The organism is Shinella yambaruensis (assembly GCF_022899355.1).
Taxonomy (GTDB): Bacteria; Pseudomonadota; Alphaproteobacteria; order Rhizobiales; family Rhizobiaceae; genus Shinella; species Shinella yambaruensis.
Map to the genome: position 1 here is coordinate 204,634 of NZ_JALJCK010000004.1, position 26,528 is coordinate 231,161.

Consider the following 26,528-nt stretch of genomic DNA (forward strand, 5'->3'; position numbering starts at 1 on the left):
CGTTGGCATCGATCCGCATCGAGAATCTCCGCAAGGGTTTTGGCGCTCTGGAGGTGCTGAAGGGCATCGACCTCGATATCGCCGATGGTGAATTCGTCTGCTTCCTCGGCCCCTCCGGCTGCGGCAAGAGCACGCTGCTGCGCTCCATCGCCGGCCTGGAGGAACTGGACGGCGGCGCCATCCGCCTCGGCGACCGCGATATCACCCATGTGCCTTCCGCCAGGCGCGACATCGCCATGGTCTTCCAGAACTATGCGCTCTACCCGCACATGAACGTGCGCAAGAACCTCTCCTTCGGCCTGGCGCTGAACGGCATGAAGCGCGACGAGATCGACCGCCGTGTCGAAAGCGCCGCGGACATCCTGCGCATCAAGGAATTGCTTGCCCGCAAGCCGCGCCAGCTCTCGGGCGGCCAGCGCCAGCGCGTCGCCATCGGCCGCGCCATCGTGCGCGAGCCGAAACTCTTCCTGCTCGACGAGCCGCTGTCGAACCTTGACGCGGGCCTGCGCGTCACCATGCGCGTCGAGCTTGCCGCCCTGCATGCCCGCCTCGGCGCGACCATGATCTACGTGACGCACGACCAGGTCGAAGCGATGACGCTCTCCGACCGCGTGGTCGTGCTCGACAAGGGCGAGGTCAGCCAGTTCGGCACGCCGCTGGAGCTGTTCTATCAGCCCGCCAACCTCTTCGTCGCCGGCTTCATCGGTTCGCCGCGCATGAATTTCGTGGAGGCGGAGGTCGCGGCGCAGGAGGGCGTGCACATCACGCTGTCGGGCGGTGGCCTGAAACGGCCGGTCGTCTTCGAGGCGGAAGCTGCGCCCATGATTGACGGCAAGGTCACACTCGGCATCCGGCCGGACAGGATCGAGATCGTCCCGCCCGGCGAAGGGGAACTGACAGGCATCGTCCGCCTCGTCGAACGGCTCGGTACGGAAAGCCATGTCCATCTCAGCCTCGAGGATGGCCGCGACATGACGGCGGTGGTGCGCGGCACGCATCCGGTCGCGAATGGCGAGACGGTCCATCTGAGGCTGCCCGCGCCGCATTGCTACCTGTTCGACGCGGAAGGCCGGGCGGTGCGCCGCCGCCTCGATGCGGAGACCGAGGCGCTCATCGTCAACGAGAAGGGCAAGCGGGTCGCCTGACCCGTCAAAGGAGGAAATGGGAATGAGGAAGAACACGACAGTCATCGCCGGCTCGCTGGCCGCCTTCCTGCTGGCGGGCAGCGTCTCGGCGCGTGCCGAAGAGGTGCTGCGCTTCGCCACCTGGGATTCCGACGAGAGCCTCGCCATCCAGCAGGCGATCGCGAAGAAATTCGAGGAGAAGCATCCGGGCGTGAAGGTGCAGGTCGAGCCCTATGCCGACGGCTACGACCAGAAGCTCGTCGCCGCCTTCGGTGCGGGCAGCCCGCCCGACGTCATGTATATGTGGAACTTCCCGCAATACTACACGTCGCTGATGCCGCTCGACGACCTGATCGCCAGGGACGCCGCCGAGATCAAGCCGGACGACATTCCGCAAGGCCTGATGAACACGACGCGCGTCGAGGGCAAGACCTACGGCATGCCGTCGGGCTTCACCACCCAGGTCGTGTTCTACAACAAGGACATGTTCAAGGCCGCGGGTGTCGAGGAGCCGAAGGAGGGCTGGACCTGGGACGACCTGCGCGCCAAGGCCGCGAAATTCCGCGACAAGGACAACAAGGTCTACGGCTTTGCGGTCGATGCCAAGCCGGACCCCTATGATTTCGAGCAGTTCCTCTGGTCGAACGGCACGAAATACATCTCCGACGACGGCAAGACGATCGACGGCTACATGAACAGCGATGCGGCCGCGGAGGTCCTCGACATGTTCGGCGACATGGCCAGGAAGGAAGAGGCCGCCACGCTGCATCTCGGCGATGACACGTCCGGCGATACGCTCTTCAAGGGCGGCAAGATCGCCATGTTCCAGAGCGCCATGTGGTCGAAGGCGGGCATCGATGCCGCGGGCTTTGGCTACGGCGTCGCGCCGCTGCCGAAATTCGGCGACAAGCCGGCCCATTCGGCGCTCGGCGTTTCGGCCATGTCGATCGCCAAGGATGCCAAGCAGCCGGACCTTGCCTGGGAATTCGTCAAGTTCTTCTCCTCGCCGGAGGCGGTCGCCATGCGCACCAACGACCTTCCGGTCCGCACCAGCGTTGCGGAGGAGAAGGGCATGACCAGCGACCCGGTCTACAAGCCATTCTTCGACATCCTCGCGACCTCCGATATCGAGACCCATGCGTTCCTGAAGAACCGGAACTGGGGCAAGGTGCAGGACAATCTCGCCCGCGCCATCGAGGCGACGATGATCGACCAGGGCAATGCCAAGGCGCATCTCGACGATGCCGTGAAGCGCTCGCAACGCTTCCTGAAATAGGCGGCCTTGCCGCTGTCCCCCTTCTCCCCGCCGGGGAGGAGGGGCAAGCCACCCTTTTCGTTCCAGGCGAAGTCTTGGGGGAGTGAAACGTGACCATCGCAGCCACCGCGCCCGCGGTCGTGCAGAAACGGCGATCCGCCTTTTCGCGCCACCTGACGGCCTATCTCTTCATCTCCCCGTGGATCCTGGGTTTCCTGTTCTTCACCCTCGGCCCGCTGCTCTTCTCACTCACCATGAGCTTTCACGACTGGCCGGTCGTCGGCGAGCGCACCTTCGTCGGCTTCGACAATTACCGCACGATGCTGCTCGAAGATCCGCAGTTCTGGGAAAGCCTCTGGATCACGGTGAAATTCGCCGCGATCTACGTGCCCTTCAACATCGTCATGTCCTTCCTCATCGCGCTGATGCTGCATCACGCGACCTTTGCCAGCGGCTTCTTCCGCACGGCCTTCTATCTGCCGAGCGTCATTTCCGGCGTCGCGCTGGTGACGATCTGGAGCTGGATCTACAGCCGCGAATATGGCCTCCTGAACTTCATGCTGTCGCTCGTCGGCGTGGACGGGCCGAACTGGCTCGGCGATCCCGGCCTTGCCATCGTCGCCATCATCATCGCCAGCCTCTGGGGCTTCGGCGGAACCATGCTGATCCTGCTGACGGGCCTCAAGGCCATCCCGAAGGAACTCTACGAGGCGGCGACCGTCTCCGGCGTGCCGGGCTGGGCGCAGATGCTGTTCATCACCCTGCCGATGCTCGGCCCCATGCTGCTCTTCACCTTCATCACCTCGATCATCGCCGCCTTCCAGCAACTGACGATCGCCCTCCTGATGACCAAGGGCGGCCCGCTCGGCTCCACCTATTTCTTCGCCATGTACATCTACGACAACGCCTTCAAGTATTTTGACATGGGCTATGCCGCCGCCGGCTCCTGGGTGATGTTCCTCATCGTGCTGGTGCTGAGCCTGCTCGTCATGCGCTGGTCCTCCGCCTGGGTCTATTACGAGGGCGAGGTGAAGGGAGGCGACCGCAATGCGTAAGACGCTGCTCTATTCCGCCCTCGTCCTGCTCTCGGCGCTCTTCATCGCGCCCTTCTACTGGACCTTCATGACGGCCATCAAAAGCCAGGCCGACCTCTACCAGTTCCCGCCGGTCTTCTGGCCCTCCGAATGGCACTTCGAAAACTTCGCCATCGCCTGGAACAAGCAGCCCTTCGGCACCTACCTGACAAATTCGCTGATCGTCGTGGTCTTCTCGACCATCGGCCAGCTCGTCTCCTCGTCTCTCGTCGCCTACGGCTTCGCCCGGTTCCGCTTCCCTGGCCGCGATCCGCTGTTCATCCTGCTGCTCGCCACCATGATGATCCCGTGGGACGTGAAGATGATTCCGCTCTACATGGAGTTCAACCTGCTCGGCTGGATCAACACGCTGAAGCCGCTCATCGTGCCTGCCTATTTCGCCGATGCCTTCTTCGTCTTCCTGTTGCGCCAGTACATCATGACGGTGCCGGTCGAGATCGACGAGGCCGCGCGCATGGACGGAGCGAACGCCTTCGACATCTACTGGCGCATCCACCTGCCGCTGATGATGCCGGCGCTGGTGCTGGTCGGCACCTTCCATTTCATGAATGCCTGGAACGACTATCTCGGCCCGCTGATCTTCCTCAACGACCAGTCCATGTACACGCTCACCCTCGGCCTCTCCATGTTCAAGGGCCTGCATGAGGTGGACGTGACGTCGATCGCCGCGATCACCGTCGTGCTCTGCCTGCCGCCGCTGGCGCTGTTCTTCCTGGCGCAGCGCTACATCATGGACGGTGCCGTCGGCTCCTCGGTCAAGGGATGACGATGCTGTTCGACATCGACCATATCCCGTTCAGCAGGCGGGGCCGCTTCCTCACCCTGTCGATGATGACGGTGCCGGGCGGGGAGGGGATACGCGCCCTCTATCTCCGCTTCGTCGCCGGCGGCGACGAGCGTCCCTCGCTCGGCCGGCTCTGCCGCGTGGAATTTCTCGACGAAGCCGGCAACCGGGCGACGCCTACCTTCGAGCTTGCGCCGGAACAGCTCATCGCCCGCATCGGCAGGGGCGAAATCGCCTTTGCCATCGGCGAGAGCGAGTGCCTCCATCTGCGCGGCCGGGAGGCCGGTGTGCGCTTCCACCTGGAAGGCTCGCGCTACGACTACGTCTACCGCACGCCGCAGGGCGAACAGTGCCTCGTCGCAGCCGTCGAAAACGTCAAGTTCATCCCGCGCACCGTTGCCGGCACGCTTGACGTCACCGGTGCATGGCAGCGGGACCATTCGGAAAAGGTCAGCTTCGCCTTTTCCGGTAAGACCTTCGAGGCCAGCGTCGATTTCTTCCGCACGGTGCCGTCCGCGGTGCATCCGGGCCACTACGCCGATGCGCTGGCGGGCGTATCGGCGGATTTTTCCGCCTGGCACGCGCACATGCCAAAGGCTCTTGCCGGGCAGGAGGAGGCGCAGCGCCTTGCCAGCTATCTGCTCTGGGCGAATGGGGTTCCGGCCGGCGGCGCGCTGACGCGCCCGGCGATCTACATGTCCAAGAACCACATGATCAACATCTGGAGCTGGGACAATGCCTTTTCCGCCCTCGGCGTCGCCTGCGTCGATGCGGACCTCGCCTTCGACCAGCTCGCCGTCATCTTCGATCACCAGGACGCCTCCGGCCTCTTGCCGGATTATATCAACGACCGCGACGTGCTCTTCGCCTTCACCAAGCCGCCGGTGCACGGCTGGGCCGTCTCGCTGATCGAGGCCGATCATCCCGGATTCCTGACACCCGACCGCAAGACCTATCTCTGCGAAAAAATCGGCAGGCAGGTCGACTACTGGCTCACCCACGCCCGCGCCGATGATAAAACATTGCCGGGCTATTTCCACGGCAACGACAGCGGCTGGGACAACGCCACCTTCTTCGCCGAGGGCGGCCCCGTCGTCTCGCCCGACCTTCCGACCTTCCTGATCCTCGCCTGCGACACGCTCGCCACCCTTCTGGAGGACGATCCTGTCCATGCCGCCGAATGGCGGGCAAAGGCGGAGGACCTGCAAAACCTGCTGGTCGAACTCCTGTGGACGGGCGAAACGTTTTGTGCCCGGCTTGCCGATGATCCGGCGCGCATATTGCCCGACCGGAACCTCATCCAGTTCATGCCGCTCCTTCTGGGCGACCGCCTGCCGCGCGCCATGGTGCAAAAACTCGTTGCCCGGCTAACGGACGGCGGCTTCATCACCGAATGGGGTCCCGCGACGGAAAGCCCGCAAAGCCCGTTCTACGAGGATGACGGGTATTGGCGCGGGCCGATCTGGGCGCCGACGACACTGCTCCTCTGGGATGGCCTTCGCCGGCAGGGGGAAATGGAGCTTGCCAGGACGATTGCGGAAAAGTTCTGTTCTCTTGCCGCCAAAAACGGTATGGCCGAGAACTTCGATGCCCGGTCGGGGAGGGGCTTGCGGGACCGGGCTTTCGCCTGGACATCCGCCGCCTATATGCTCCTCGCCGCCTCCCTCAGCCAGGACCAGCCGTAGCGAGCCGAGACGCGATGCACAGACCGACGATCAAGACCATCGCGCAGGAAACCGGGCTTTCGATCGCCACCGTATCGAAGGCGCTGAACGACAGCCCGCAGGTGCGCCCGGAAACCCGCGCCATCGTCGTCGCCGCCGCCGAGCGCGTCGGCTACCAGCTCAACATGCATGGCGTGCAGCTGCGCACCGGAAAGACCTACCAGGTCGCCGCCATCATGACCGCGCCCGGCCCCAAGCAGAACGAATGGGAAGGCGTGGAATACGCCCAGCTTCTCAGCGGCATCTCCTGGGCGCTGGAGGAAAGCCCCTACCGCGTCTCGCTCTATGCCGTGCGCAATTTCGAGGAAAGCCTTGCGACCATCCGGCAGATCGTCTCGCTGAAGAAGGCCGACGGCATCATCGTCTCGGGCACGCGGGCGGACGATCCGCGCGTGCGCATCATGCAGGATGCGGATTTTCCCTTCGTCACCTATGGCACGACGATCCACAATGCGCCCCATGCCTATGTCGATGCCGACAACGAGCAGATGATCCGCCACTCGGTGGCGCGCCTTGCCGAGCGCGGCCACCGCCGCATCGCGCTCATCAATCCGATGGCCCAGCTCAGCTATGCCATCACGCGTCTCGACGCCTACCGCCGCGCCCTCGAAACGGCCGGGCTTGCCTTCGACCCCGCCCTCGTCGCGCATGGCCACCTGACCCCGGCCTTCGGCCGCGAGAACGTGCTCCTCATGTCGGACCTGCCGGACCCGCCGACCGCCTATATCTGCGCCAACGAAGCCTCGGCGCTCGGCGCCTTCTCGGGCTTCCATGCCCGCGGCCTCGTGCACGGGCGAGATGCGGTCATCAACGCGACCGACGACCTCAATGTCAGCCAGTACTTCGCCCCGCCGATCACCACCTATTTCCTGCCTATCCACGAGCCGAGCGAGTTGCTCGGCAGCTACATCCTGCGCCGCATGGAGGGCGAAGCACCCGAGGCGCTGCAGACCCTCATCATGCCCAAGCTGATCGAACGCTCGGACGACCGGCTGGCAAAGGACTGAAGAAAAAGGTCGCCCTTCGTGACGCCGAGGGCGGTCATAGCGCCCTGTCCCGCCACGGCGGAATCGCGGCCGGCCACACCCGGGCGGGTCGGCCCAGGATGCATCGCCGTCCAGAAGGAAATCGGACGGATTGACGGCGCTTCTCCGCGCCCTCGCTTGACACGCCCGGCGAACTGTTGAATGACTGCGCCGTCGCGCTGCCTTGCGGGTATGATGTAATGGTAGCCTGTCAGCTTCCCAAGCTGAACGCGCGGGTTCGATTCCCGCTACCCGCTCCAGTTCCTGCTCGCTGAGTTTCACCGGGATTTGCAGCTGGAATCCAACGGCTGTGCCGTTTTTCCCATTCCGGTGCCTTCTCCTGAAGGCGGTTGCTGGCAGACGCTGCGCTGCCGTCGCCAGAGCGAGCCTTGGCAAAGCCCGGTGGCCTGTTCAGACGCGCGCACACCAAGCCCGGCGCTTGGGGAACACGGTCGATCCGAGCCCGCGCCGCTATCCGCCGTTCGTCTCCTTGTTGGCGGCTTGTGCGGCGTGCAGGAGAGCGTCGCGGTCTTCCGGCGCGCGCATCTGGCCGAGGTCCGTGACGGTCGTCATGACGCATACGAGCTCGTTCTGCGCGTCGAAGACCGGTGCGGCCTGCCCCGTCACGCCGGAAAGCAGGTGGCTGGTCAGTTCGGCCCAATTGGCGGCGCGAATGGCGGCCAGCTGTTCCTTTTTCGCCGCCGCGCCCCTGAAATGCGAAGGCTGCAGGTGCCGGGCCTTCCTGATCATTTCCTGAGGAAGGAACGCCTGAAACATCAGCCCGCAGGCGGTGTTGTCGATGGGAAGGACATCGCCCAGCCCGAGCGAGCTGATCGAGAAATCCGCGCTGCGATACCAGCGGACCAGCACCGGGCCGCGATCGGTCCAGATCGCGACCCCGCCGCTGACCGCGTGCTTGCGCGCCAGCTCCTTCATATGGCGCGCGGCGATCTCAACCGGCTCGATCCGCTTCAGGGCGCTGACGCCCATGTTGAGCGCCGTCGAACCGAGATCATAAAGTCCGGTCGCCGGATCCTGCGCGGCAAGTCCTTCCTTGATGAGGCTTTGCATGTAGCGGTGGGCAGTCGACAATCCGGTGCCGGTCTCTCGGGCAAGCAGGCTCAGCGAAAGGGGGCCGGCGGCGCTGGCGAGCGCATTGAGAAAGCGCGCAGCGATGGAGATGGACTGAATGGTTCCCGATCGTTTTCCCGCTGGTGTCCCGTCGGCAGTGCCGGAAGAGGAGCTTTGGGGCAAGTCGTTCCTTTCGGCGCGATAGCTGCGCCAGTCTAGCAGCCGCAGGCTGCGGCTCTCCGTGCGGCCGCACGATAGAGGCCGTTCCCCGTTTCATCAACCACGACAGCGAAGCCACGGCATGCCGTTGCGCGCGGGCAACAGGGTGGGCCGGTTTTGCGCGGCGTGGATATTGTCGGTGCCCGGCTGTTGAATTGTGGAATTCATTCTGTAATGTGGAACTTGACTTATGGAGTCAAGTTTGGGGTTCGGGGATGAAACTGAGCACATATTGCAGGCTGATGAATGGCGTGAGCGCGGCTGCGCTTTGCGCGTTTGTGGAAACGCAGGCCCTGGCGCAGGATGCCGCGGAAAGTTCCGGCGCGACGGAACTGCAGGCGATCGTCGTGACGGGTGAAAAGGTCGCGCGCAGCATTCAGCGCACGGCAAGCTCCGTCGTGGTGATCACGGCGGAAGACATAGAAGAAAAAGTCCAGGCCGCGCATGTGGACGATTTCCTGCGCGACACGCCGAACGTCCTTTATCATGACACGGTCAGTGCGCCGGTCATCCGCGGGATGGACGGACAGGGGTCCAACTTCGGTTCGGGTGCGTTCTTCGGTGGTACGGTGCCGCGTGCGAGGATCAATCTCGATGGTCACAATCTCGGTTTCTGGGAAACCGTGTTTGGAACGACGAGCGTCTGGGATGTCGAGAATATCGAGGTCTTCCGCGGCCCGCAGACGACGACGCAGGGTGCAAACAGCATCGCCGGCGCGATCATCGTGAATACGAAGGATCCGACCTTCACACCAGAAGCCGCCGCGCAGCTTGAATACGGCAGCGGCAACAACAAGCGGGCGTCCGTGGCCGTGTCGGGTCCGATCATCGAGGACGAGCTGGCGGCTCGACTTTCGCTGGATTACAGCGGCCGGGATACCTTCATCGACTATATCAATGCCCTCTACAACAAGGGCGACACCGATACGGATTTCGAGGCCTTCAGCGGGCGCTTCAAGCTGCTCTGGCAGCCTGCAGAAATCCCGGGGCTGGAATCCAAGCTGACGATAGCGCACATGCGGTCGAACCGGCCGACATCGGAGGCCGCGTCCTTTCCCTATGACGACCTGAACAGTGCGACCCTGTCGATGCCGACCTATGAGGCGCGCACATGGACCGGCATCCATGACCTCAGCTATGATTTCGGGAACGGCATCAAGCTGAGCAATCAGTTCCAGTATTCGGACGGCCATACCAAGCGCGTCGCCGAGCCCTTCGCCAACGGCGGGGCGACGATGGACTACAAGGACGTCTCGAACGAAACGCGGATCAACTTCGGCAGCGAAGACGACGTCATCAGTGGCGTCGCCGGCATCTACTACAATCACGTCACGTCGGAAGACCTGCTTTATACGCGCGGCGTATCCCATTTCGACGACACCAAGGACAGCCTCGGCCTCTTCTCCGAGGCGACATGGCGCTTTGCGGAACAGTGGTCCCTGACCGGCGGCCTGCGCTACCAGTACGACCGGGTCCAGCGATCCGGCACCTCCAGCTTCAGCACCCAGGCCCTCGATTTCGACGAAAGTTTCGATGCCTTGCTGCCGAAGATCTCGCTCGCCTACGACATCACGCCGGATGTCACGGTCGGCGCCCTTGTCAACCGGGGCTACAATCCCGGTGGCGCGGGGCTCAGCTTCGTGACGGGGCAGTATTATTCCTTCAAGCCCGAGACGCTCTGGAACTACGAGCTGTTTACCCGCATCCGCACGCTGGATGACCGTCTGACGGTGAATGCGAACGCCTTCTACACGCGGCACAAGAATTCGCAGCGCGTCGTGCCCGACTATCTCAACGGCGTTCTCTTCGGCAGCATCGTCCTCAATGCGGACAAGGCGGAATCCTATGGTCTGGAAGTCAGCGCGGACTACGAGGCGCTCGACAATCTGCGCATTCGCGCCGGGGTCGGTTTGCTGCACACGGAACTCAGCCGCTTCACGAATCCGGCTGGCACCGCCTTCGAGGGCAACGAGTTCGGCAAGGCGCCGAGCTATACGTTGAGCCTCGGCGTGGACTGGGACGTCACGGAAAACGTCACCTTGAGCGCCGATGTCCGGCATACGGATGGTTATTATTCAACGGATGAGAACTATCCCGCCTACTGGGTGGATTCCTACACGGTCGCCAACGCCCGCCTGACCTACAAGCCGCAGGAGAACTGGCAGCTCTACGCCTATGTCGACAACATATTCGACGAGCGCGCGCCGACCTGGAAGTACGACGATCGCACGGCCGGCGGCATCGTCGCCTCCATGCTGGAGCCGCGTGAATACGGCGTCGGGCTCAGGGTGAAGTTCTGATTGGAAACAGGAACGGGCGAGCCGGAGCCGGCCCGCCCGTTCTCCTGTCGATCTTTCCGTCTACCGCTTGATCCAGGCTTCCACTGCATCGAGCGTGTGTTCGGCGCTCGCGATGGTCGGCATCGCCACCTTGGCGGAATCGAGATAGAGCACACGTCCTTCCTTCGCCGGAGCCAGGAACCGTTCCCACCCCGGAACGATGCGCTCCAGCGCGGCCTTTGTCCCCTGTGCGTCGCGCGCGTCGCCCATATAGGTATTCATCAGGACCAGGAGATCGGGATTGAGGCGCCCGAACGCCTCCGCGCCGAGTGGCACGAGCAGCATGGAGCCGCCCTGGCCGGCCGGCGCATTTTCCGCAGCCAGCGACAGGCGGGTGTAGCCGAGGTCCTCGAGGGCCTGCACCGCGCCGGACATGTCCCCGAGGGCATTGAGCTGGTCGGTCAGGAACACGGCTAGATAGGTCTTCTTCTTTCCATCGTCCGGCAGGGCCTTGCGAACGGCCGCCAGCCGGGCGGCATAGGCGGATCGGCGCGCGGCGAACGCTTCCTTTCGTCCGACGACGTTCGCGAGTTCTTCCTCCACGCTGAAACCGTGCGCCTTGCCGGTGCTGACATTCTGCAGATAGACCGGAGCCACGGTGGAAAGCTGCTCGACCTTCTCGACATCGAGTTCCATGCCGACGATGAGGTCGGGCGCGAGTGCCCGGAGCTTTTCTAGGTCGATCTGCCCGACGGGCCCGATGCCGCGCGGCTTTACGCGGCCAGGTCCGAAGACCGTGTCCACGAAATCCACCGGGGTGATGAAGCTGCCGTCGTCCTTGCGGCCGTAGCTGCCGACGACGTCGACGCCGAGTTCCATCAGCGGAAGGCCGAGCAGCGGCTCGTGCATGACGACCACGCGGGCAGGCTGCTCGGGAATCGCAACCGAACGTCCCGTGTCGTCCGTGACCGTCCGGTCCGCGGCCAGGGCCGAGCTTGCTGCGAGGATTGCGGCGAGGAGGGTGGGAAAGCGCATGGCGAACCTTTCAGTGGAGCTGCAATCGGCGAAGCGCCTGAAGGCGCAGCGCGAAGAAGAAAAGCGGAACGCCGATCAGCGTGAGGCCGAGGCCGATCGGAAGAGGCAGGTCTCGAACAACCGAGCGAGCGAGCGTGTCGGCCGCAACCACCAGGATCCCCCCGGTGAGCGCCGCGAGGAAGAGCCGGGCGCGCCCGGTCGCAGGGGACAGGAAACCCGCGAGCTGCGGCGCGAGCACGCCAAGGAAGGTGAGCGGCCCGACGGCCGTCACCGCTGACGCAGACAGAAGGACGGCAAAGATCAGGAGAAGCGGACGCGACCGGCGCACCGGTTCGCCGAGGGCCATCGCGAACTCGTTTCCGAGGTCGTAGGCGCTTGTGGCGCGCCCAAGCAGGAAGAGGCCGAGCAAGCTGGCGCAGAACAGCGGGGCAAAGGTCGCTATTGCGTTCCAGTTCGCCTGGAAAAGCGATCCCGCCATCCAGTCGGCAAGGGCAAGCGAGGTCTCCGGCGGGGTATAGAGCAGGAGGAGGGACCCGACCGAGGAAAGAACGGTCTCGACGGCGATGCCCATCAGCAGGATGGCGAGCCCGCTCGCCCGTTCGCCACCCACCAGCCAAAGAAGCAAGAGCGCGACGGCAAGCCCGCCTGCAAGGGCGGCCAGCGCGACGGCAACCTTCGGTGCGGCCGGAACGAAGACCAGCAGCAGCATGATGGTCGTCATCGAGCCCTGGCTGAGGCCGAGGAGACCCGGATCGGCAAGCGGATTGCGGGTGATGGACTGCAGCATGGCGCCGGCGAGTGCCACGGCCCATCCCGCCATGAAACCCATGACGATGCGGGGCAGCCGAACCGTCCAGAGCGCATAGGCCTGATCGGCAGAAGCCGGCTCTCCCGCCAGGAAGCGCAGAAACTCGCGGAAGCCCGTCTCCGTTATGCCGGAGCCCAGCGAAACGAGCGCCAGAAGGATCGCCCCGGTAAGCAGGGCCGCGGCGGCGGCGAGATTGCCGACACGGATTTCCAGCCCGCAGGAAAAGCGCAGCACCCGCCTGCCGTCGATGGCCCGCGCGGATCTCATGCCTGGTCTCTCACGGCAGGCGACAGATAGAAGCGCTTGACGATCATCGCAAAGGCGAGCCCGCCAAGAAGGTCCATGACCAGTCCCGTGTGCAGCACATAGGGATGGAAAGCCTCTCGTGCGCCGAAATCGGCAAGAAGGGAGATACCCGCCCCTAACAGCAGGCAGCAGGGAAGGGCGAGGGCGACATTCGCGCCGGCGAACGGCCGGACAAGATGTGGCACGACGAGGCCGATGAAGCCGATAGGGCCGCAGATCGCGACCGCCGAACCCGCGCCGACGACGGCGGCGGCAAGGGCAAGCGTCGAGACCGGCCTGACATTGACCCCGGCGGATGCGGCCTTTTCCGAGCCGAGCAGGATGAGCGTCAGGGCGCGGGAAAGCGCGCCGAGGATGAGCAGGCAAAGGACGCCGATCCACCAGAAGGCGTATAGCCGGTCGATGTAGACATGATTGACGTTGCCGCTGACCCAGCTGAGGAAATCGGCGCGCCGCATGGGATCGGACAGCATGAGCGCATTGGTCGTGCCGACCAGGAGCATCGACACGAGCGCGCCCGACAGGATGAGGGACAGGCCACGCGGGTCGTTGTTCCTGCCCGCCAGCCGCGTGACGGCAAGGCTTGCAAGGAAACCGCCGACGGCACCGACGAGGGCGGCGAATCCCTGCGCCTCAAGACCGAGATCGAGCAGGAAGACCCCGGCGATGACGGCGAGCGTCGCACCGGAATTGATGCCGAGGGTTGATGGAGAGGCAAGCGGATTGCGCACCAGCCCCTGGAGAACGCAGCCGGCAGCTGCCGTCATCGCGCCGGCATAGATCGCGATCAGCGCGCGCGGCAGACGTTGGAAGAGGACGACCGACTGGTCGTAGCTCCCGGCCTCTCCGCGCGACAGCGCCGTCAGCGCCTCGGTGACGGGAGGCGCGTCACGGCCGAGGAAGAGGTGTAAGCCCAGCGCAGCCAGGAGCAGCAGCGACAGCACAGCCGGGAGAAGGGCGCGGCGTCTCATGCCGAGGCCGATGCGGAAGGGGCAAGACGGGGCAGGCAGACAAGCCGGCCGTCGTGCGGGAAGATGTCTGCGTCGAGGTCGAAAACCCGGGCGATGTTCTCGCTCGTAATGGTCGCGCTGACCGGTCCGGTTGCCAGGATATGACCGGCGTTCATCAGAACGATATCGTCGGCGAAGGTCGCGGCGAGGTTGAGATCGTGCAGCACCATGATCACCGTCTTGCCGTGTTGCCGCACCAGTGCACGCACCAGGCCGAGAACGGCGTACTGATACTTCACGTCGAGATGATTGACCGGTTCGTCCATCAGGATGATGTCGGTGTCCTGCGCGAGCACCATGGCGATCCAGGCGCGCTGGCGCTGCCCGCCCGAAAGCGTGTTCACCTGAAGATGGGCCTTGTCCGCCAGGCCGACCGTCTCCAGGGCCTTGCGGAAAAGCTGCCGGTCGCGATCGGACGGGCCGCCGACGAGCGCGTAGCGGGAATAGCCGGCAAGCTCGACGAGCTCTCCCAGCGTCATGTAGTCCGGGCAGAAGCTCTCCTGCGGCAGATAGGCGATGCGTCTTGCCAGCCTGCGCCGGCCGATTTGCCCGATAGGCTGTCCGTCCAGGATGATGTCTCCATGCATTTTCGGCAGGAAGCCCATGATCGCCTTGAGAAGGGTCGATTTGCCGCAACCGTTCGGTCCCGCGAGCACCGTCAGCCGGCCGGGCGAGAATTCCGCGGAAACCCGCATCAGGACAGGCGTTTGCCCATAGGACGCCGTGAGATTGGACAATGTGAGCGATGACATGAAACCGTTCCGAAGCGCTTGTCGCGACGCTAAACTGGAGTAATAGAGGAAGCAATTACAGAATTGGAATAGCTTCCGCAATGCGGGATGGCTCGGGATGGTGGATCATGGACGCCTGCAGGAAAATTCACATCGGCATGTCGCTGGCCCCGACCTGGCTCAGCGGGGACGCCTGGCGCCGTGCCGACAGTGACGTCGAAGGCATCCTCTCAAGCGATTATTATGTCGATGTCGCGCGCCGTTCGGAGGCCGCGCATCTCGATTTCGTCTTCCGCCCCGACACGCTGTTCCTGCCACCGCACATGCTGGAAAGCGGCCCGGGCTTCACAAGCCTCGACCCGACGGTCCTGCTTGCCGCGCTGGCGCGGGAGACGACGCATGTCGGCCTGCTCTCGACCGTCTCCACGACCTTCCTTCCGCCCTATGTCGTGGCCCGGCAGATCCAGTCGCTGCATTGGCTGAGCAAGGGCCGGGCGGGCTGGAACATCGTCACGGCGCTTGATGGGAACGAGAACTTCGGCCTTGCGGAAATGCCCTCCGCCGAGGAGCGCTACGAACGCGCGGCGGAATTCACCGAGTTGGTGCGCCGTCTCTGGCAGAGCTATCCGGCGGACGCGATAAAGGCCGATCGCGCGAGCGGGGTCTATGCCGATGCCGGACGGGTCAGGCCGATCGAGCATGTCGGCAAGCACCTGAGCGTCAGGGGCCCCCTGACATTGCCGGATTTCGGCAAGGCGCGCATCCCGCTCATCCAGGCCGGCGCATCGGCGGCAGGGCGGAATTTCGCCGCATCGGTCGCCGACGCCGTCTTCGCTTCGACGCCGGACAAGCAGGCGGCGATCGACCTGCGCCGCGACCTCCGCGGCAGGGCGGCGGGCCATGGCCGCAAGGCCGACGATATCCTGCTCATGCCTGGCCTCAGTCTTTATCTCGCCGATAGCCGCGCGGAGGCGCGCGACCTGTTCGCCGCGACGCATGCCCGCGCCGACCGCGCACGAACACTTGCCTCCATCCGCGCGATGATCGGCCTCGATCTCACCGACTGGCCCGACGACAGGAGGATCGCGGCAAAGGACCTGCCGCTCCCGCCGGAGGCGCCACGCAGCCGCACCCGCAGCGAGCTTTTGCGCCGTGCGATCATTCAGGGCGAGCCTACGGTCGGCGAGCTTTTGCGCCTGCCGGAGGTCGTGGCGTCCGCCCATTGGCAGATCGTCGGCACGGTCGAGGACGCGGTCGCCGAAATCCGGGACTGGACGGCCGATGGGGCGATAGACGGGTTCATCGCCGTGCCGGGCGGTTCCGTCACGTCGATGCGGATGGTCCTGGAAAAGCTTGTGCCGGCACTGGCCGGAGAGGGTCTGTTCAGGCAGCGCTACGAAGCCGGCACGTTCATTGGGCACCTGAAGGAAAGGTAGCTGCCAGTTCCATCGCCTGTGACTCCGGGCGGCGCAATCCGATCCGGGGCCTGGAGCATTTCCAGCCGATGCGAAATCGCTTCGGCGTCGGATAATGCGGCAAAAGCAAGAGTCTAGACGTGTTCCACCAGACTGCCGAGGATCGCGGCATCGTCCTCGATGGCTAGGGTTCCAGCGTCGCGCGCGGAGGATGCGCCCATGCCCGCCTGAAGCTCCTCGGAAAACTGCCGGGCGGCGTCGCGGACGTCGGCGGCGAGGTCGTCGTCGGATTCGGGATGGGACCGCTTCAGGATGCGCGCCAGGCTGCCGATGACGACGCCTTCGTCATTGAAGATCGGCGCCGCGATGGCGGCGAGGCCGGATTCGAAGGTGCCGACCGTGATGCAATGGCCGGCCTTCCGGATGGCGGTCATCCGCCGGCGGAAATCCGTCCAATTGTCGCCGAGGCCGGCTTCGGCAATGTCCGAACTGCTGCGCAGGAAGAGAGACTTCATCCGCGCCGATGGAAGATTGGCGAGAATCGCAAGCGAGGCGGCACCCTTGTACAGGGAGAAAGGCAGGCCGCGTGCTCTGAGGAGCCGGAGCGGCGCCTCGCCGGACGGGTCGCTGTTTTCCTGGCGCAGGCAGAGCACCCGGTCGCCCCACAAGCCACACAGGATCATGACGCTGTCCGGCACGGCGCGGGCGCGTTCCGGCATGATCCGGTTGCCGACGGAGGTCATCGGGTCGCTGATCTGGATCTTGCGTTCGAGTTCGACGATGCGCGGCCCGAGCGAATAGTTGCCGCGGCTCAGCTGAACGAGAAGGCCAGCATTACAAAGCACGCGCAGATAGCGATAGGTCGTGGACCGCGACAGGTCGAGCGTCTCTGCGATCTGCTCGGGCGAGACCGTCGGACTGCTTTCGTCCAGGAGATCGAGGATCTCGAACGCCCGGTCGATGCTGGTTTTTTCCCCTGCCACCTTTTCCATCGTCTGCAATGCCTTCCGCTGTTTGAAGGCACCATACAGAAAATAGAAAATATCGCAACATTCAGAACTTGATGTTTTTCCCAAATAATGGCACAAACTCCAAATCGGAAATGGGAGCCGATCGCTGAACGGAGGAAAACATGACCACCCGCAGAACCTTGATTCGCACTTTTGCCCGCCTCGGCCTTGCCGTATTGGCCAGTGGCGCGCTTGCCGGTGCTGCGCCCGTTGTGGCTGCGGCTGCAGGCTTTCCCGATCGTCCGGTGACGATTGTCGTGCCCTTCCCGCCGGCCGGCCCGCCGGATCTCCTGGCCCGCGCCATCGGCGAACACCTTTCGAAGGCCTGGGGCCAGCCGGTGCTGGTCGAAAACAAGCCCGGGGCCAATGGGGTGGTCGCGACGCAGTTCGTCGCCAATGCGCAGGCGGACGGCTACACGATCCTCGTCGGCAGCGTCGCCACGCACGCCATGAACCGCGCCCTGCGACCGGATCTGCCCTTCGACACGCTGACGGCGTTCGAGCCCGTCACCCAGCTCGGGTTCACCCCGATGCTCATAACCGCCCATCCTTCGACCGGCATCACGACGATTGTGCAGCTCGTCGAGAAGGCGAAGGCCGAGCCGGAATCCATCACCTATGCCTCGGTCGGGCAGGGCAGCGCGGCGCATCTGGCGGCCGAGCTTTTCCAGGCTGCGGCGGGCATCAGGCTGGTGCACGTGCCCTATGACGGAATCGCCCAGGCGAGCCTCGACCTGATTTCCGGCCAGGTCGATCTCGGCTTCTCGAATGTCGTCAACATGTTGCCCTATGTGAAGGACGGCAAGAGCAACGCTCTGGCCGTGACCGACACGACCCGCGCTGCCATCCTGCCGGATGTGCCGACGCTTGCCGAAGCCTATCCCGGCATCGACGTGCGCCTCTGGTGGGGGATTTTCACGCCGGCGGGAACGCCCTCCGACGTGGTCGACAAGCTGTCCGCGGAGATCAACGTTGCGCTGAAGGACAAGGTGCTGATCGACAAATGGGCTGAATCGGCGACGACGATCGTCGGCAGCACCCCGGCCGACTTCAAGGCTCTCGTCAATGCCGACGCCGAGAAATGGGGCAAGGTCATCAAGGATGCCAACATCGTCGCCCAATAGGCGACGAGCGGACTGGAGCGGTTCCAGCAGGGGTACGGAGCGGCTTTGCGTCCGCAATTGTGCCGAGACAAGGAGTTGGAAACGCTCCAAGCAAGAGGATATGCCCGTGAGTGCCAGTCTTTCGCTCGGCCTTGCCGAGTTTGTGAAGAATGCGGATATCGCCGATGCCGGCGAGGATGCCGTCGAACTTGCCAAGCGCGTCATCGTCGACACGGTCGCGGTGATCCTGTCGGGCGCCGGCAGCGAGGTCGCCGGACCCATGCTCGACTATGTTTCCCGCATGGGGCAGGGCGCCGTGCCGCTGATCGGAACGGATGCGTCCGCCAGCGCACCGGCAGCAGCGCTGGTCGGCGGCACGTTCGGCGCGGCGCTCGATTTCGACGATGTCCTGTCGATGATGCCGGGACATCCCGCCGCCGTCATCATGCCGGCGCTGATTGCCCAGTGCTACGATGCGCCGATCTCCGGCCGCGACTTCGTCGATGCCTATATCGTCGGCCTCGAAGTCGGCTCCAAGCTCTCGCAGGGCGTCGGCATCCGTCACTATCAGCGCGGCTATCACACGACCGGCACGATCGCGCTGTTCTGCGCGGTGGCGGCGCTCGCCCGTCGCTTCGATCTCACCGTGGACGAAACGCGCATGGCGATGAGTCTTGCCGCCTCGACGGCCTCCGGCATCCAGGCCAATTTCGGCACGATGACCAAGCCGCTGCATTCCGGCTGGGCGGCGCAATCGGCGGTCATCGCCGTTGACCTCGTCCGCGCAGGCTTCACCGCCTCGCTCTCGGCGCTGGAGGACAAGGGCGGTTATCTCTCGGCCTATGGCACGGAGGAGAGCGACGCCGGCAAGGTCCTGCCGCTTCTCGGCAACCCGTGGACGATCGTCTCGCCCGGCATCGCGCTGAAGAAGTTCCCGACCTGCTATGCGACGCACCGCGCCATCGATGGTGTGGCGGAAATCGAGCGCGAGGTCGGGCCGCTGCTCGGCCAGCTTGAAAAGCTGACCTGCCGCGTCGTTCCCGGAGCACTTCTGCCTTTGCGGTTCAATCGGCCGAGGACCGGTCTCGAAGGCAAGTTCAGCATGCCCTATGGCCTCGCCGTCGCCATGCTCGACCGTCACCTGACCATCGCCTCCTTCGAGGACGCCGCCGTGCTGCGGCCGGAGATCTGGTCGCTCTACGACCGGATCGAGGTCGTCGAGGACGAGGCCTGCGGCGCGGAGGACCCGGACTACAACAGGAAGAGCGCCGGAACGCGCGGTTTTGTCGTCGTCGAGGCGCGGCTCACCGACGGTCGTACCATCATGCGCCGGGTCGACACCGCGCCCGGCCATCCCAGGCGCCCGCTGAGCTGGGCGGACCTCAACACCAAATTCCTCGATTGCGCCAAAAGCTGCGGCGTGGACGCCGGCGTCGCGCAAGCAGCCTTCGAGGCGTTGAAGGACCTCGAAAAGTCCGCGGACGTGGCAGCGCTCCTGCGTCCGCTCGTGCCCTCGGCGAAACGACGCGCGGACGCCGCGCAATAGGACGATCAGGACGCTGGTCCAGGCCGGCGTCCGGGAGGAGAACCCATGAGGACCAGATTTTACGCCACGGCCGATGGCCAGGCAGGATTATTCTTTGCGCTGTTCGGCTTGTTCGTCGCCTGGCAGTCGCTGCGATATCCCCTCGGGCGCGGCGCCCAGATGGGGCCTGGCATGTTTCCCCTGGCGCTGGGCGTGCTTCTTGTCGTCGTCGGGCTGCTCGTGACGGCCAAGGCGATGCGGGCCGGGCATCCGGCCGCGCCGCCCTTCGAATGGCGGTCCGCCATCGTGGTCACGGCGGCCATTCTCGTGGCGGGAGCGCTGCTGCTGACGGCCGGCCTTTTCGTCGCCATTCCCGCGCTGGTGCTGATCTCGGCGCTCGCGGCGCGCAACAGCCGCCTTCCGGCCGTGCTCGTCTCCGCCGCCGCGCTGACCGTCATGGCCTGGCTCCTGTTCATCGTCGGGCTGGATCTGCGGATCCCTACTTTCTGGATGTGAACGATGGACCTTTTCACCAATCTCCTGGCGGGTTTTGCGACATCCCTCCAGCCGGCGAACCTTCTCTATTGCCTGGTCGGCGTCATCGTCGGCACGGCGATCGGCGTCCTGCCGGGCCTCGGCCCGCTGGCGACGATCTCCATGCTCCTGCCGCTCACCTATGCGCTGGATCCCGTGTCCGCGCTCATCATGCTGGCCGGTATCTACTACGGCGCGCAATATGGCGGCTCGACGACGGCGATCCTCGTCAACCTGCCGGGCGAGGCTTCCTCGGTCGTCACCGCCATCGACGGGCACAAGATGGCCAATGCCGGCCGCGCCGGCGCCGCGCTCGCCATCGCCGCGCTCGCCTCCGTCTTCGCCGGCACCGTCTCGACCTTCTTCGTCGCGGGCTTTTCGCCTGTCCTCGCGAATGTCGCCCTGTCCTTCGGTCCCGCGGAATATTTCTCGCTGATGGTCGTCGGTCTCGTGGCGGCGGTCATCCTGGCGCACGGCTCGCTGCTGAAGGCGGTTGGCATGGTGCTCGTCGGCCTCGTTCTGGGCAGCGTCGGCATCGACAATAACAGCGGCGCCTATCGCTTCACCTTCGGCTCGCTGGAGCTTTCGACCGGCATCGAGTTCGTCTCGGTCGCCATGGGCCTCTTCGCCTTCGCCGACATCATCGCCCATGTCGGCGAGAAGACCAGCAACACGCCGGTCCTTCACCGGATCACGCGGCTGTGGCCGTCGCGGGAGGATTTTCGCGATGCGACGCCGGCGGCGGCGCGCGGCACGCTGCTCGGCTCCGTCCTCGGCATTCTGCCGGGTGGCGGCGCGGCGCTCGCCTCCTTCTCCGCCTATACTCTGGAAAAGAAGGTTTCCCGGCATCCCGAGCGTTTCGGCAATGGCGCGGTCGAAGGCGTCGCCGGTCCGGAGGCCGCCAACAATGCAGCGGCGCAGACCTCCTTCATCCCCATGCTGACGCTCGGTATCCCCTCGAACGGCACCATGGCCCTGATGATGGGCGCCATGATGATCCACAACATCGCGCCCGGCCCGCAGGTCATCACCCAGCAGCCGGTGCTCTTCTGGGGCCTCATCACGTCGATGTTCGTCGGCAATGTCATGCTGGTGCTGCTCAACCTGCCGCTCGTCGGCATCTGGGTGAAGCTGATCTCGGTGCCCTACCGCTACCTCTATCCGGCCATCCTCGTCTTCTGCGTCATCGGGCTCTACAGCATCCAGAACCAGACGTTCGAGATCATGACCGCGGCGGTCTTCGGTTTCGTCGGTTACCTTTTCATGCGCATGAAATGCGAGCCGGCGCCGCTTCTGCTCGGCTTCATTCTCGGGCCCATGCTGGAATCGAACCTGAAGCGCGCTTTGCTTCTCGCCAAGGGTGATGCGACGACCTTCGTGACGCGGCCGGTCTCCGTAGTGCTGCTTCTGGTCGCCGCGCTGCTGTTGGCAACCGTCATCCTTCCCCAGTTCCGAAAGAAGCGCGAGGAGGTCTTCACAGAAGAAGCCTGAGCGGCCGGATGGCGATGCGCCGCCCGCCGGCGCGTCGCGGCCACCCCCGAAAATGCCTTTGTCCGCGCTGCGGACGGCGACCGGAGATTTCCTTCCGGCGCACGGATTCCCGCGTCCGAGCGGACGCCCCTTGAAACGACATGCAAAGGAGCAGCAGAGAACGATGACGCAAATCGAATGTGTCGTGAAATCCGGGGACCAGGTCGGCGAAGTGCCGGTCTGGTGCGACCGCACCAATCTCCTCTGGTGGATGGACGTCCGCCGTCCGCGGGTCCAGTCCTTCGACCCGGCGACGGGCGAACACAAGGTCTACCTCACCGGCGGCCGCGCGCTCGGCAGCTATGCGCTGCGGGAAAGCGGCGGCATGATCCTGGCGCAGGACGACGGCCTCTATGCCTTCGACCCCGGTGGCGGCGAGCGCGAAAAGATCTTTCATCCCGAGGAAGATCTGCCGGACAACCGCCTGAACGACGGTCGGTGCGACCGCCGAGGCCGCTTCTGGCTCGGCAGCATGAACGACAAGGTCCGCCAGGACGACGGCAACTTCTGGCGCATCGGAACGGACTTCTCCGCCAAGAGATTCTTCGACGGGATCAACATCCCGAACGGTGTCTGCTTCAGCCCCGACGACAAGACGATGTATTTTGCCGATACGCCGAAGCGCATGATGTGGGCCTTCGATTTCGACATTGACGACGGCGTCATCTCGAACCGCCGCGTTTTCGCCGACCTGACGACCAATCCCGGCCGCCCCGACGGCTCGACGGTGGACGCGGAGGGCTTCATCTGGAACTGCGAGTTCGCCGGCAAGCGCATCGTTCGCTACGCGCCGGACGGTACGGTCGACCGCGTCGTCGAGATGCCCGTCACCAACATCACCTGCGCGGGCTTTGCCGGCCCCGGCCGCGACGTCCTCTACGTCACCACCGCCTGGCAGGGCCTCAGCGAAGAGCAGCGCGTGGCCGAGCCGGATGCCGGCGGGCTCTTCCGTCTCGATGTCGGCGTCAAGGGCCTGCCCGAGCCGCGGTTCCAGGGTTGACAGGAGAAAAGCGATGAAACTTCTCTATGGCGGGCTTTCGCCCTTCGTCCGCAAGGTCATGATCGTGGCGCACGAGAAGGGGTTGGCCGACAGGCTCGAACGCGTGCCCGCGCCGGTAAATCCGCTCCAGCCGCCCGACCTTGCCATCGCGGTCAATCCGCTGGGGAAGATCCCGGCGCTGACGCTCGACGACGGCACCGTCCTCTACGGCTCGACGGTCGTCGCCGAATATCTCGACGCCCTGGACGGCGCCCCCTGCTTCTTCCCGAGCGGCGCGGCGAAATGGGCGGCGCTGCGCCGCAACGCCCTTGGAGACGGTATCCTGGAGGCCGGCCAGCTTGTCCGCATCGAGGGGCTGCGCCCCGGGGACAAGCGGTGGGACGAATGGAAGAAGGTGCAGCTTCTGAAGGTCATGAACGGACTGGACGCGGCGGAGAAGGAGGCGGTGGATCTCGCCACCGAGACGCTGACGATCGGCGAAGTGGCGCTTGTCTGCGCGCTCGGCTGGTTCGATGTCCGCCTGCCGGATGCGGCCGGCTGGCGCGAGGGCCGGCCGGCCCTTGCCGCCTGGTTCGAGACGGTGTCGGGGAAGGCGTCCGTCGCCGCGACCGCACCCAGGGTGCCGGCATGAAGGCGGCCATCGAGCGGGCGATCGCCGCTGGCGTCGGCGTCGGGCAGATCAGCGATGCCATGGACGAGCTCGGCCTGCCGCAGAACGCCGGCGGCGGCTACCGCCTGCTCGGTGGCGCCGGAGGCACCGTCTTCGGACGGGCCTTCACAGTGAAGCAAGGCCTGGCAGAACCCGGCCAGCCAGGCGTGGTGCGGCAGGGGGAGGCGGCGCTTTCCCTTGCCAGCCCCGGCGACATCCTCGTCATCGACGCCGACGGGAATACGGATATCGCGACCTGGGGTGAGGGGCATTCGTTGCGCGCGCAGGCCAACGGATTGAACGGGATCGTGCTACACGGCGTGACGCGTGATGCCGAAGCCCTGGCGGCAGGCTCCCTTCCCGTGCTGTGCCGCGGCACATCCCCGCTGCGAAGCAAGGGCCGGTTTCATTCGGTGTCGGTCGGCGCGCCCGTAACGGTGGCGGGAGTTCGCATAGCCCCCGGGGATCTGGTTGCCGTCAGTCTTGATGGTCTCGTGTGTATTCCCAGGGAGTTTGCCGACCGGGTCCTCGCCAAGGCCGAGGCCATCCAGGGCCTCGAAGAGGAACGCGACGCGATTTTGCGCCAGCAGCGTCCCTCGGCACGCCGCTGACCCGTAAATACCGGGAGCGGCTTCATCTGGAGCTCGGAGAATAAAAACGTTTATATTGTGTCTTGAAAACGTTTATATTCCTTGTTACCACTTTCACCAAGGCTGGAGGAGGTCCGCCTGCGGCAGGAAGATGCCGGGGATGGAGCCGTTGCCGGTGAGGGGATTTGTCGAGGGCCTTCCGCATGGGCGGGCACCGACGGTTGAGGAGGAAGAGATGAAAAAATTCGTTGCAACACTTGCACTTGCCGTCTTCGCGACAGGGGCCGTGCATGCGGCCGATCTCGGCGGCAAGCTTCTGAAGGTCGGCTCCGACACCACGTCGCCGCCGATGGAAAGCGTGGACCCGGCGAGCGGCCAGATCGTCGGCTTCGATGTCGACGTGGTCAATGCCATCTGCGCCAAGATCAACTGCCAGGCCGAATTCGTGACGACCGGCTGGGACGGCATCTTCGCCGCGCTCGACCAGGGCAGTTTCGACCTCGTGGCCTCGGGCGTCTCGATCACCGACGAGCGCAAGAAGGCGATGGATTTCTCCGATCCCTATATCGTCAACAGCCAGGCGGTGCTGACGCGCGCCGAGGACCAGGGCATCACGCTGGAGACATTCAAGGCCGAAGGCCGGAAGCTCTCCGCCCAGGCCAATACGACGGACGCCCAGGTCGCCGAAGGCGTCGTCGGCAAGGAGAACGTCATCGCCTATGACAGCTTCAGCGCCGCCATCATCGCGCTGAAGAACAAGGACGTCGATGGCGTCGTGATCAACGGCGCCAATGCCGCCGCCTATGAACGGGAATTTGCCGGCGAACTCGTCGCCTCCATCAAGGATCTCGAATCCGATCCGCTCGGCCTCGTCTTCCGCAAGGGCGACGAGAATGTCGCGGCCTTCAACGAGGGCCTGCAGGCGATCAAGGACGACGGCACGCTCGACCAACTCATCGCCAAGTATTGGGGCCTCAAGTAAGAGGTTCTGCCGGAAGCACCGTGCGGGCGCTTCCGGCATGTCGTGATGCCGGAGGCCGAAATGTCGTTCGTCAGAAGCGTGAGGCCCAGCAATCTGGTGATCCTCGCCGCGTTGCCCTTCATCGTCTACCTGTTCGCCGCGTCGGCGGACTACCAGCGTTCCCTGCGCGCCATCCTGGGCGTGGAGCTGGGGTCGGGCGCCTTCGTGCCGGGGTTCCTGCTGCTCGCGGTCGCCTTTTCCGCCGGTTTTGCGGTGCTCGTCCTGTCGCGCGGCACGCTGGCGTGGCCGCGCCTCACGATGGCGGTGGGCCTTGCGGGGCTTCTGGCGACAGCCGCCATTCTCGCGGGTGATCTCGTCCATCCCTTCATCGCCTCGGTCGTCGCGAACGGTGTCGATCCCTTCAAGTCCGATCTCGTCGTCAAGGGTGCGACGCCCCGCCAGTTGACGGATGCGGCCGATCTCATGGTGCGCGGCGTGGAGGCCTGGCTCTGGCCGGCCTATGCCGTGCTGCTCGTCGCGGGCCTCGGCCTCACCTTCGCCGGCAGCCGCGCGCCGGTTCCGGCGGAAAGCCGCCTGCGCCGGGCAGGCGCGTGGCTGCTTGGCCTCGTCAATGGCGCCGGCCTTGTCTTCGTCTTCCTCTTCGCCCACCTCGCCTTCGCCTCGGGCCTTGCCACGACCATCCGCGCGGCCATCGCCGCCTATATCCTCGCGGCCATGCTCGGTCTCGTCTGGGTGGGGCTCCTGAAGCTGCGCTATACGCGCCGGAGCCTCTATTTCTTTGCGGCGATGACACTCGCCTTTGCCGCGCTCTCCGCCTGGTTCCTGATGCAGCCACGCGACAACTACGTGCTGGCCGGCACGCTGGAGGGCAAGGTGGGCATCATCACCGGCACCCCGTCGGGCCTCATCGGCGCCGTGCGCTTCGGCCAGTACGAGGGCGGCCCGACCACCGAGACGCCGGTGCGGACCTTCGTCACGCCCGAGCAGGCGATCGAGGCGATCGGTAGAAAAGAGGATGTCAGCGGCGCGTTGTTGCCTGCCGCGGCCGCGCCCGCCGACTGGCCGCGCCTCTGGCAGGTCGAGGCGCTGAACGATCGCGACCGCGCCGCCGGCATCACCTTCGCCGTCATCGCCATTGTGGCGGGCCTCTTGACCTTCGGCGGTTTCCTGCACCGCCGCCATCCGCTGTCCATCGGCTCGGAATTCATCGTCGATACGATCCGCGGCATTCCGATGCTCGTCATCGTGCTCTATGTCGGCCTGCCGCTTTCCGGCGCCTTGAAGGATGCGACGGCCGGCGTCTTCGATCCGCCGAACCTGATCCGCGGCATCGTCGCCATGGCCATCGCCTATTCCGCCTATCTTGCGGAGATCTTCCGCTCGGGCATCAACGCCATCCCGGCCGGGCAGATCGAGGCGGCGGGCAGCCTCGGCCTCAACCGATGGCAGACGGCGCGGCTCGTCATCCTGCCGCAGGCCTTCCGCATCGTCATCCCGCCGCTCGGCAACGAGCTGATCGCCATCCTGAAGGACACTTCGCTGCTGTCGATCCTGTCGATCCGCGACATCACCCAGCGCATGCGGGAGTTCCAGTCGGCGAGCTTCCTGCCGTTCGCGCCCTATAACTCGGCGGCGATCCTCTACATCCTGCTGACGCTGGCGGCGGCAAGCCTCATCAGCCTCATCGAGAAGAAATATGACACCAAGCACCGCTGACACAGGAAC

General features: G+C 65.0%; 23 protein-coding genes and 1 tRNA gene. 18 read left to right on the forward strand and 6 right to left on the reverse strand.

The genetic code is table 11. The features are described 5' to 3' along the window. Positions 1 to 2: 2 nt before the first annotated feature. The 7 genes from MUU56_RS10950 (at position 3) to MUU56_RS10980 (ending at position 7,266) form a co-directional block, all read left to right on the forward strand. Positions 3 to 1,145 (forward strand): ABC transporter ATP-binding protein, encoded by a 1,143-nt coding sequence (locus tag MUU56_RS10950; RefSeq protein ID WP_244767339.1) that lies wholly within the window; start codon positions 3 to 5, stop codon positions 1,143 to 1,145. Between the two features lie 22 nt (positions 1,146 to 1,167). Next, entirely contained in the window at positions 1,168 to 2,400 is a 1,233-nt protein-coding gene (locus MUU56_RS10955) for an ABC transporter substrate-binding protein (protein WP_244767340.1), read from the forward strand. Positions 2,401 to 2,489: 89 nt separating this feature from the next. Continuing rightward, positions 2,490 to 3,434, forward strand: a complete 945-nt coding sequence (locus tag MUU56_RS10960; RefSeq protein WP_244767341.1) for a carbohydrate ABC transporter permease — start codon at positions 2,490 to 2,492, stop codon at positions 3,432 to 3,434. Further along, positions 3,427 to 4,239 (forward strand): carbohydrate ABC transporter permease, encoded by an 813-nt coding sequence (locus MUU56_RS10965; protein WP_244767342.1) that lies wholly within the window; start codon positions 3,427 to 3,429, stop codon positions 4,237 to 4,239. Before MUU56_RS10960 ends, MUU56_RS10965 begins: the two co-directional genes overlap by 8 nt. Positions 4,240 to 4,241: 2 nt before the next feature. Next, the gene (locus MUU56_RS10970) at positions 4,242 to 5,942 is read left to right on the forward strand and encodes an amylo-alpha-1,6-glucosidase (protein WP_244767343.1); all 1,701 of its coding nucleotides are present in this window, start codon (positions 4,242 to 4,244) and stop codon (positions 5,940 to 5,942) included. Between the two features lie 14 nt (positions 5,943 to 5,956). Beyond that, positions 5,957 to 6,988: a LacI family DNA-binding transcriptional regulator gene (locus tag MUU56_RS10975; RefSeq protein ID WP_244767344.1), complete on the forward strand. Its 1,032-nt coding sequence runs from the start codon at positions 5,957 to 5,959 to the stop codon at positions 6,986 to 6,988. Between the two features lie 204 nt (positions 6,989 to 7,192). Continuing rightward, positions 7,193 to 7,266: transfer RNA gene (locus MUU56_RS10980), tRNA-Gly, on the forward strand. 211 nt (positions 7,267 to 7,477) lie between these two features. Here MUU56_RS10980 and MUU56_RS10985 read toward each other — a convergent pair. Further along, positions 7,478 to 8,260 (reverse strand): IclR family transcriptional regulator, encoded by a 783-nt coding sequence (locus MUU56_RS10985; RefSeq protein ID WP_244767345.1) that lies wholly within the window; start codon positions 8,258 to 8,260, stop codon positions 7,478 to 7,480. A gap of 251 nt (positions 8,261 to 8,511) precedes the next feature. Here MUU56_RS10985 and MUU56_RS10990 point away from each other — a divergent pair, with 251 nt between their 5' ends. Beyond that, entirely contained in the window at positions 8,512 to 10,596 is a 2,085-nt protein-coding gene (locus tag MUU56_RS10990; RefSeq protein WP_244767346.1) for a TonB-dependent receptor, read from the forward strand. Between the two features lie 60 nt (positions 10,597 to 10,656). On the opposite strand, the gene MUU56_RS10995 is transcribed toward MUU56_RS10990, so the two are convergent. From MUU56_RS10995 to MUU56_RS11010, 4 genes are read right to left on the reverse strand one after another with little or no spacing between them, the layout of a single operon-like run. After that, on the reverse strand, positions 10,657 to 11,610 hold the full coding sequence (locus tag MUU56_RS10995) for an ABC transporter substrate-binding protein (protein ID WP_244767347.1): 954 nt from the start codon (positions 11,608 to 11,610) through the stop codon (positions 10,657 to 10,659). 10 nt (positions 11,611 to 11,620) lie between these two features. After that, positions 11,621 to 12,685, reverse strand: a complete 1,065-nt coding sequence (locus MUU56_RS11000; RefSeq protein WP_244767348.1) for a FecCD family ABC transporter permease — start codon at positions 12,683 to 12,685, stop codon at positions 11,621 to 11,623. Further along, positions 12,682 to 13,695, reverse strand: coding sequence for a FecCD family ABC transporter permease (locus MUU56_RS11005; RefSeq protein WP_244767349.1), 1,014 nt, complete (start codon positions 13,693 to 13,695; stop codon positions 12,682 to 12,684). Before MUU56_RS11005 ends, MUU56_RS11000 begins: the two co-directional genes overlap by 4 nt. Further along, entirely contained in the window at positions 13,692 to 14,486 is a 795-nt protein-coding gene (locus tag MUU56_RS11010) for an ABC transporter ATP-binding protein (protein WP_244767350.1), read from the reverse strand. Before MUU56_RS11010 ends, MUU56_RS11005 begins: the two co-directional genes overlap by 4 nt. Before the next feature lie 107 nt (positions 14,487 to 14,593). Here MUU56_RS11010 and MUU56_RS11015 point away from each other — a divergent pair, with 107 nt between their 5' ends. Further along, positions 14,594 to 15,901, forward strand: coding sequence for an NtaA/DmoA family FMN-dependent monooxygenase (locus MUU56_RS11015; RefSeq protein WP_244767351.1), 1,308 nt, complete (start codon positions 14,594 to 14,596; stop codon positions 15,899 to 15,901). Positions 15,902 to 16,014: 113 nt separating this feature from the next. Here the strand turns inward: MUU56_RS11015 and MUU56_RS11020 are convergent, their stop codons facing one another. Then, entirely contained in the window at positions 16,015 to 16,863 is an 849-nt protein-coding gene (locus tag MUU56_RS11020; protein WP_244767352.1) for an IclR family transcriptional regulator, read from the reverse strand. 149 nt (positions 16,864 to 17,012) lie between these two features. Here MUU56_RS11020 and MUU56_RS11025 point away from each other — a divergent pair, with 149 nt between their 5' ends. The 9 genes from MUU56_RS11025 to MUU56_RS11065 all read left to right on the forward strand — a co-directional run bounded on the left by MUU56_RS11025 (position 17,013) and on the right by MUU56_RS11065 (position 26,519). After that, positions 17,013 to 18,014, forward strand: coding sequence for a Bug family tripartite tricarboxylate transporter substrate binding protein (locus MUU56_RS11025; RefSeq protein WP_244767353.1), 1,002 nt, complete (start codon positions 17,013 to 17,015; stop codon positions 18,012 to 18,014). Positions 18,015 to 18,120: 106 nt separating this feature from the next. Beyond that, positions 18,121 to 19,539, forward strand: a complete 1,419-nt coding sequence (locus MUU56_RS11030) for an MmgE/PrpD family protein (RefSeq protein WP_244767354.1) — start codon at positions 18,121 to 18,123, stop codon at positions 19,537 to 19,539. A gap of 45 nt (positions 19,540 to 19,584) precedes the next feature. Then, complete coding sequence (locus tag MUU56_RS11035) at positions 19,585 to 20,034, forward strand: tripartite tricarboxylate transporter TctB family protein (RefSeq protein ID WP_244767355.1); 450 nt, start codon at positions 19,585 to 19,587, stop codon at positions 20,032 to 20,034. Positions 20,035 to 20,037: 3 nt separating this feature from the next. After that, complete coding sequence (locus MUU56_RS11040) at positions 20,038 to 21,543, forward strand: tripartite tricarboxylate transporter permease (protein ID WP_244767356.1); 1,506 nt, start codon at positions 20,038 to 20,040, stop codon at positions 21,541 to 21,543. A gap of 163 nt (positions 21,544 to 21,706) precedes the next feature. Further along, positions 21,707 to 22,582: an SMP-30/gluconolactonase/LRE family protein gene (locus MUU56_RS11045; protein WP_244767357.1), complete on the forward strand. Its 876-nt coding sequence runs from the start codon at positions 21,707 to 21,709 to the stop codon at positions 22,580 to 22,582. A 13-nt stretch (positions 22,583 to 22,595) separates the two neighbouring features. After that, positions 22,596 to 23,213 carry a glutathione S-transferase N-terminal domain-containing protein gene (locus MUU56_RS11050; protein WP_244767358.1) on the forward strand — a complete coding sequence of 206 codons (618 nt, stop codon included), beginning with the start codon at positions 22,596 to 22,598 and terminating at the stop codon, positions 23,211 to 23,213. Continuing rightward, entirely contained in the window at positions 23,210 to 23,842 is a 633-nt protein-coding gene (locus MUU56_RS11055; protein WP_244767359.1) for an RraA family protein, read from the forward strand. The genes MUU56_RS11050 and MUU56_RS11055 overlap by 4 nt, the downstream gene beginning before the upstream one ends. A 214-nt stretch (positions 23,843 to 24,056) precedes the next feature. Then, positions 24,057 to 24,803, forward strand: coding sequence for a transporter substrate-binding domain-containing protein (locus MUU56_RS11060; RefSeq protein ID WP_244767360.1), 747 nt, complete (start codon positions 24,057 to 24,059; stop codon positions 24,801 to 24,803). 60 nt (positions 24,804 to 24,863) lie between these two features. After that, the gene (locus tag MUU56_RS11065; RefSeq protein WP_244767361.1) at positions 24,864 to 26,519 is read left to right on the forward strand and encodes an amino acid ABC transporter permease; all 1,656 of its coding nucleotides are present in this window, start codon (positions 24,864 to 24,866) and stop codon (positions 26,517 to 26,519) included. Positions 26,520 to 26,528 lie beyond the last annotated feature (9 nt).

Bases quoted from the DNA above. Each gene is read 5' to 3' on its own strand.
- MUU56_RS10955 (WP_244767340.1), top strand. From the start codon at position 1,168: ATGAGGAAGAACACGACAGTCATCGCCGGCTCGCTGGCCGCCTTCCTG.
- MUU56_RS10965 (WP_244767342.1), top strand. From the start codon at position 3,427: ATGCGTAAGACGCTGCTCTATTCCGCCCTCGTCCTGCTCTCGGCGCTC.
- MUU56_RS10970 (WP_244767343.1), top strand. From the start codon at position 4,242: ATGCTGTTCGACATCGACCATATCCCGTTCAGCAGGCGGGGCCGCTTC.
- MUU56_RS10975 (WP_244767344.1), top strand. From the start codon at position 5,957: ATGCACAGACCGACGATCAAGACCATCGCGCAGGAAACCGGGCTTTCG.
- MUU56_RS10990 (WP_244767346.1), top strand. From the start codon at position 8,512: ATGAAACTGAGCACATATTGCAGGCTGATGAATGGCGTGAGCGCGGCT.
- MUU56_RS10995 (WP_244767347.1), bottom strand. From the start codon at position 11,610: ATGCGCTTTCCCACCCTCCTCGCCGCAATCCTCGCAGCAAGCTCGGCC.
- MUU56_RS11000 (WP_244767348.1), bottom strand. From the start codon at position 12,685: ATGAGATCCGCGCGGGCCATCGACGGCAGGCGGGTGCTGCGCTTTTCC.
- MUU56_RS11005 (WP_244767349.1), bottom strand. From the start codon at position 13,695: ATGAGACGCCGCGCCCTTCTCCCGGCTGTGCTGTCGCTGCTGCTCCTG.
- MUU56_RS11010 (WP_244767350.1), bottom strand. From the start codon at position 14,486: ATGTCATCGCTCACATTGTCCAATCTCACGGCGTCCTATGGGCAAACG.
- MUU56_RS11015 (WP_244767351.1), top strand. From the start codon at position 14,594: ATGGACGCCTGCAGGAAAATTCACATCGGCATGTCGCTGGCCCCGACC.
- MUU56_RS11025 (WP_244767353.1), top strand. From the start codon at position 17,013: ATGACCACCCGCAGAACCTTGATTCGCACTTTTGCCCGCCTCGGCCTT.
- MUU56_RS11035 (WP_244767355.1), top strand. From the start codon at position 19,585: ATGAGGACCAGATTTTACGCCACGGCCGATGGCCAGGCAGGATTATTC.
- MUU56_RS11040 (WP_244767356.1), top strand. From the start codon at position 20,038: ATGGACCTTTTCACCAATCTCCTGGCGGGTTTTGCGACATCCCTCCAG.
- MUU56_RS11045 (WP_244767357.1), top strand. From the start codon at position 21,707: ATGACGCAAATCGAATGTGTCGTGAAATCCGGGGACCAGGTCGGCGAA.
- MUU56_RS11050 (WP_244767358.1), top strand. From the start codon at position 22,596: ATGAAACTTCTCTATGGCGGGCTTTCGCCCTTCGTCCGCAAGGTCATG.
- MUU56_RS11055 (WP_244767359.1), top strand. From the start codon at position 23,210: ATGAAGGCGGCCATCGAGCGGGCGATCGCCGCTGGCGTCGGCGTCGGG.
- MUU56_RS11060 (WP_244767360.1), top strand. From the start codon at position 24,057: ATGAAAAAATTCGTTGCAACACTTGCACTTGCCGTCTTCGCGACAGGG.
- MUU56_RS11065 (WP_244767361.1), top strand. From the start codon at position 24,864: ATGTCGTTCGTCAGAAGCGTGAGGCCCAGCAATCTGGTGATCCTCGCC.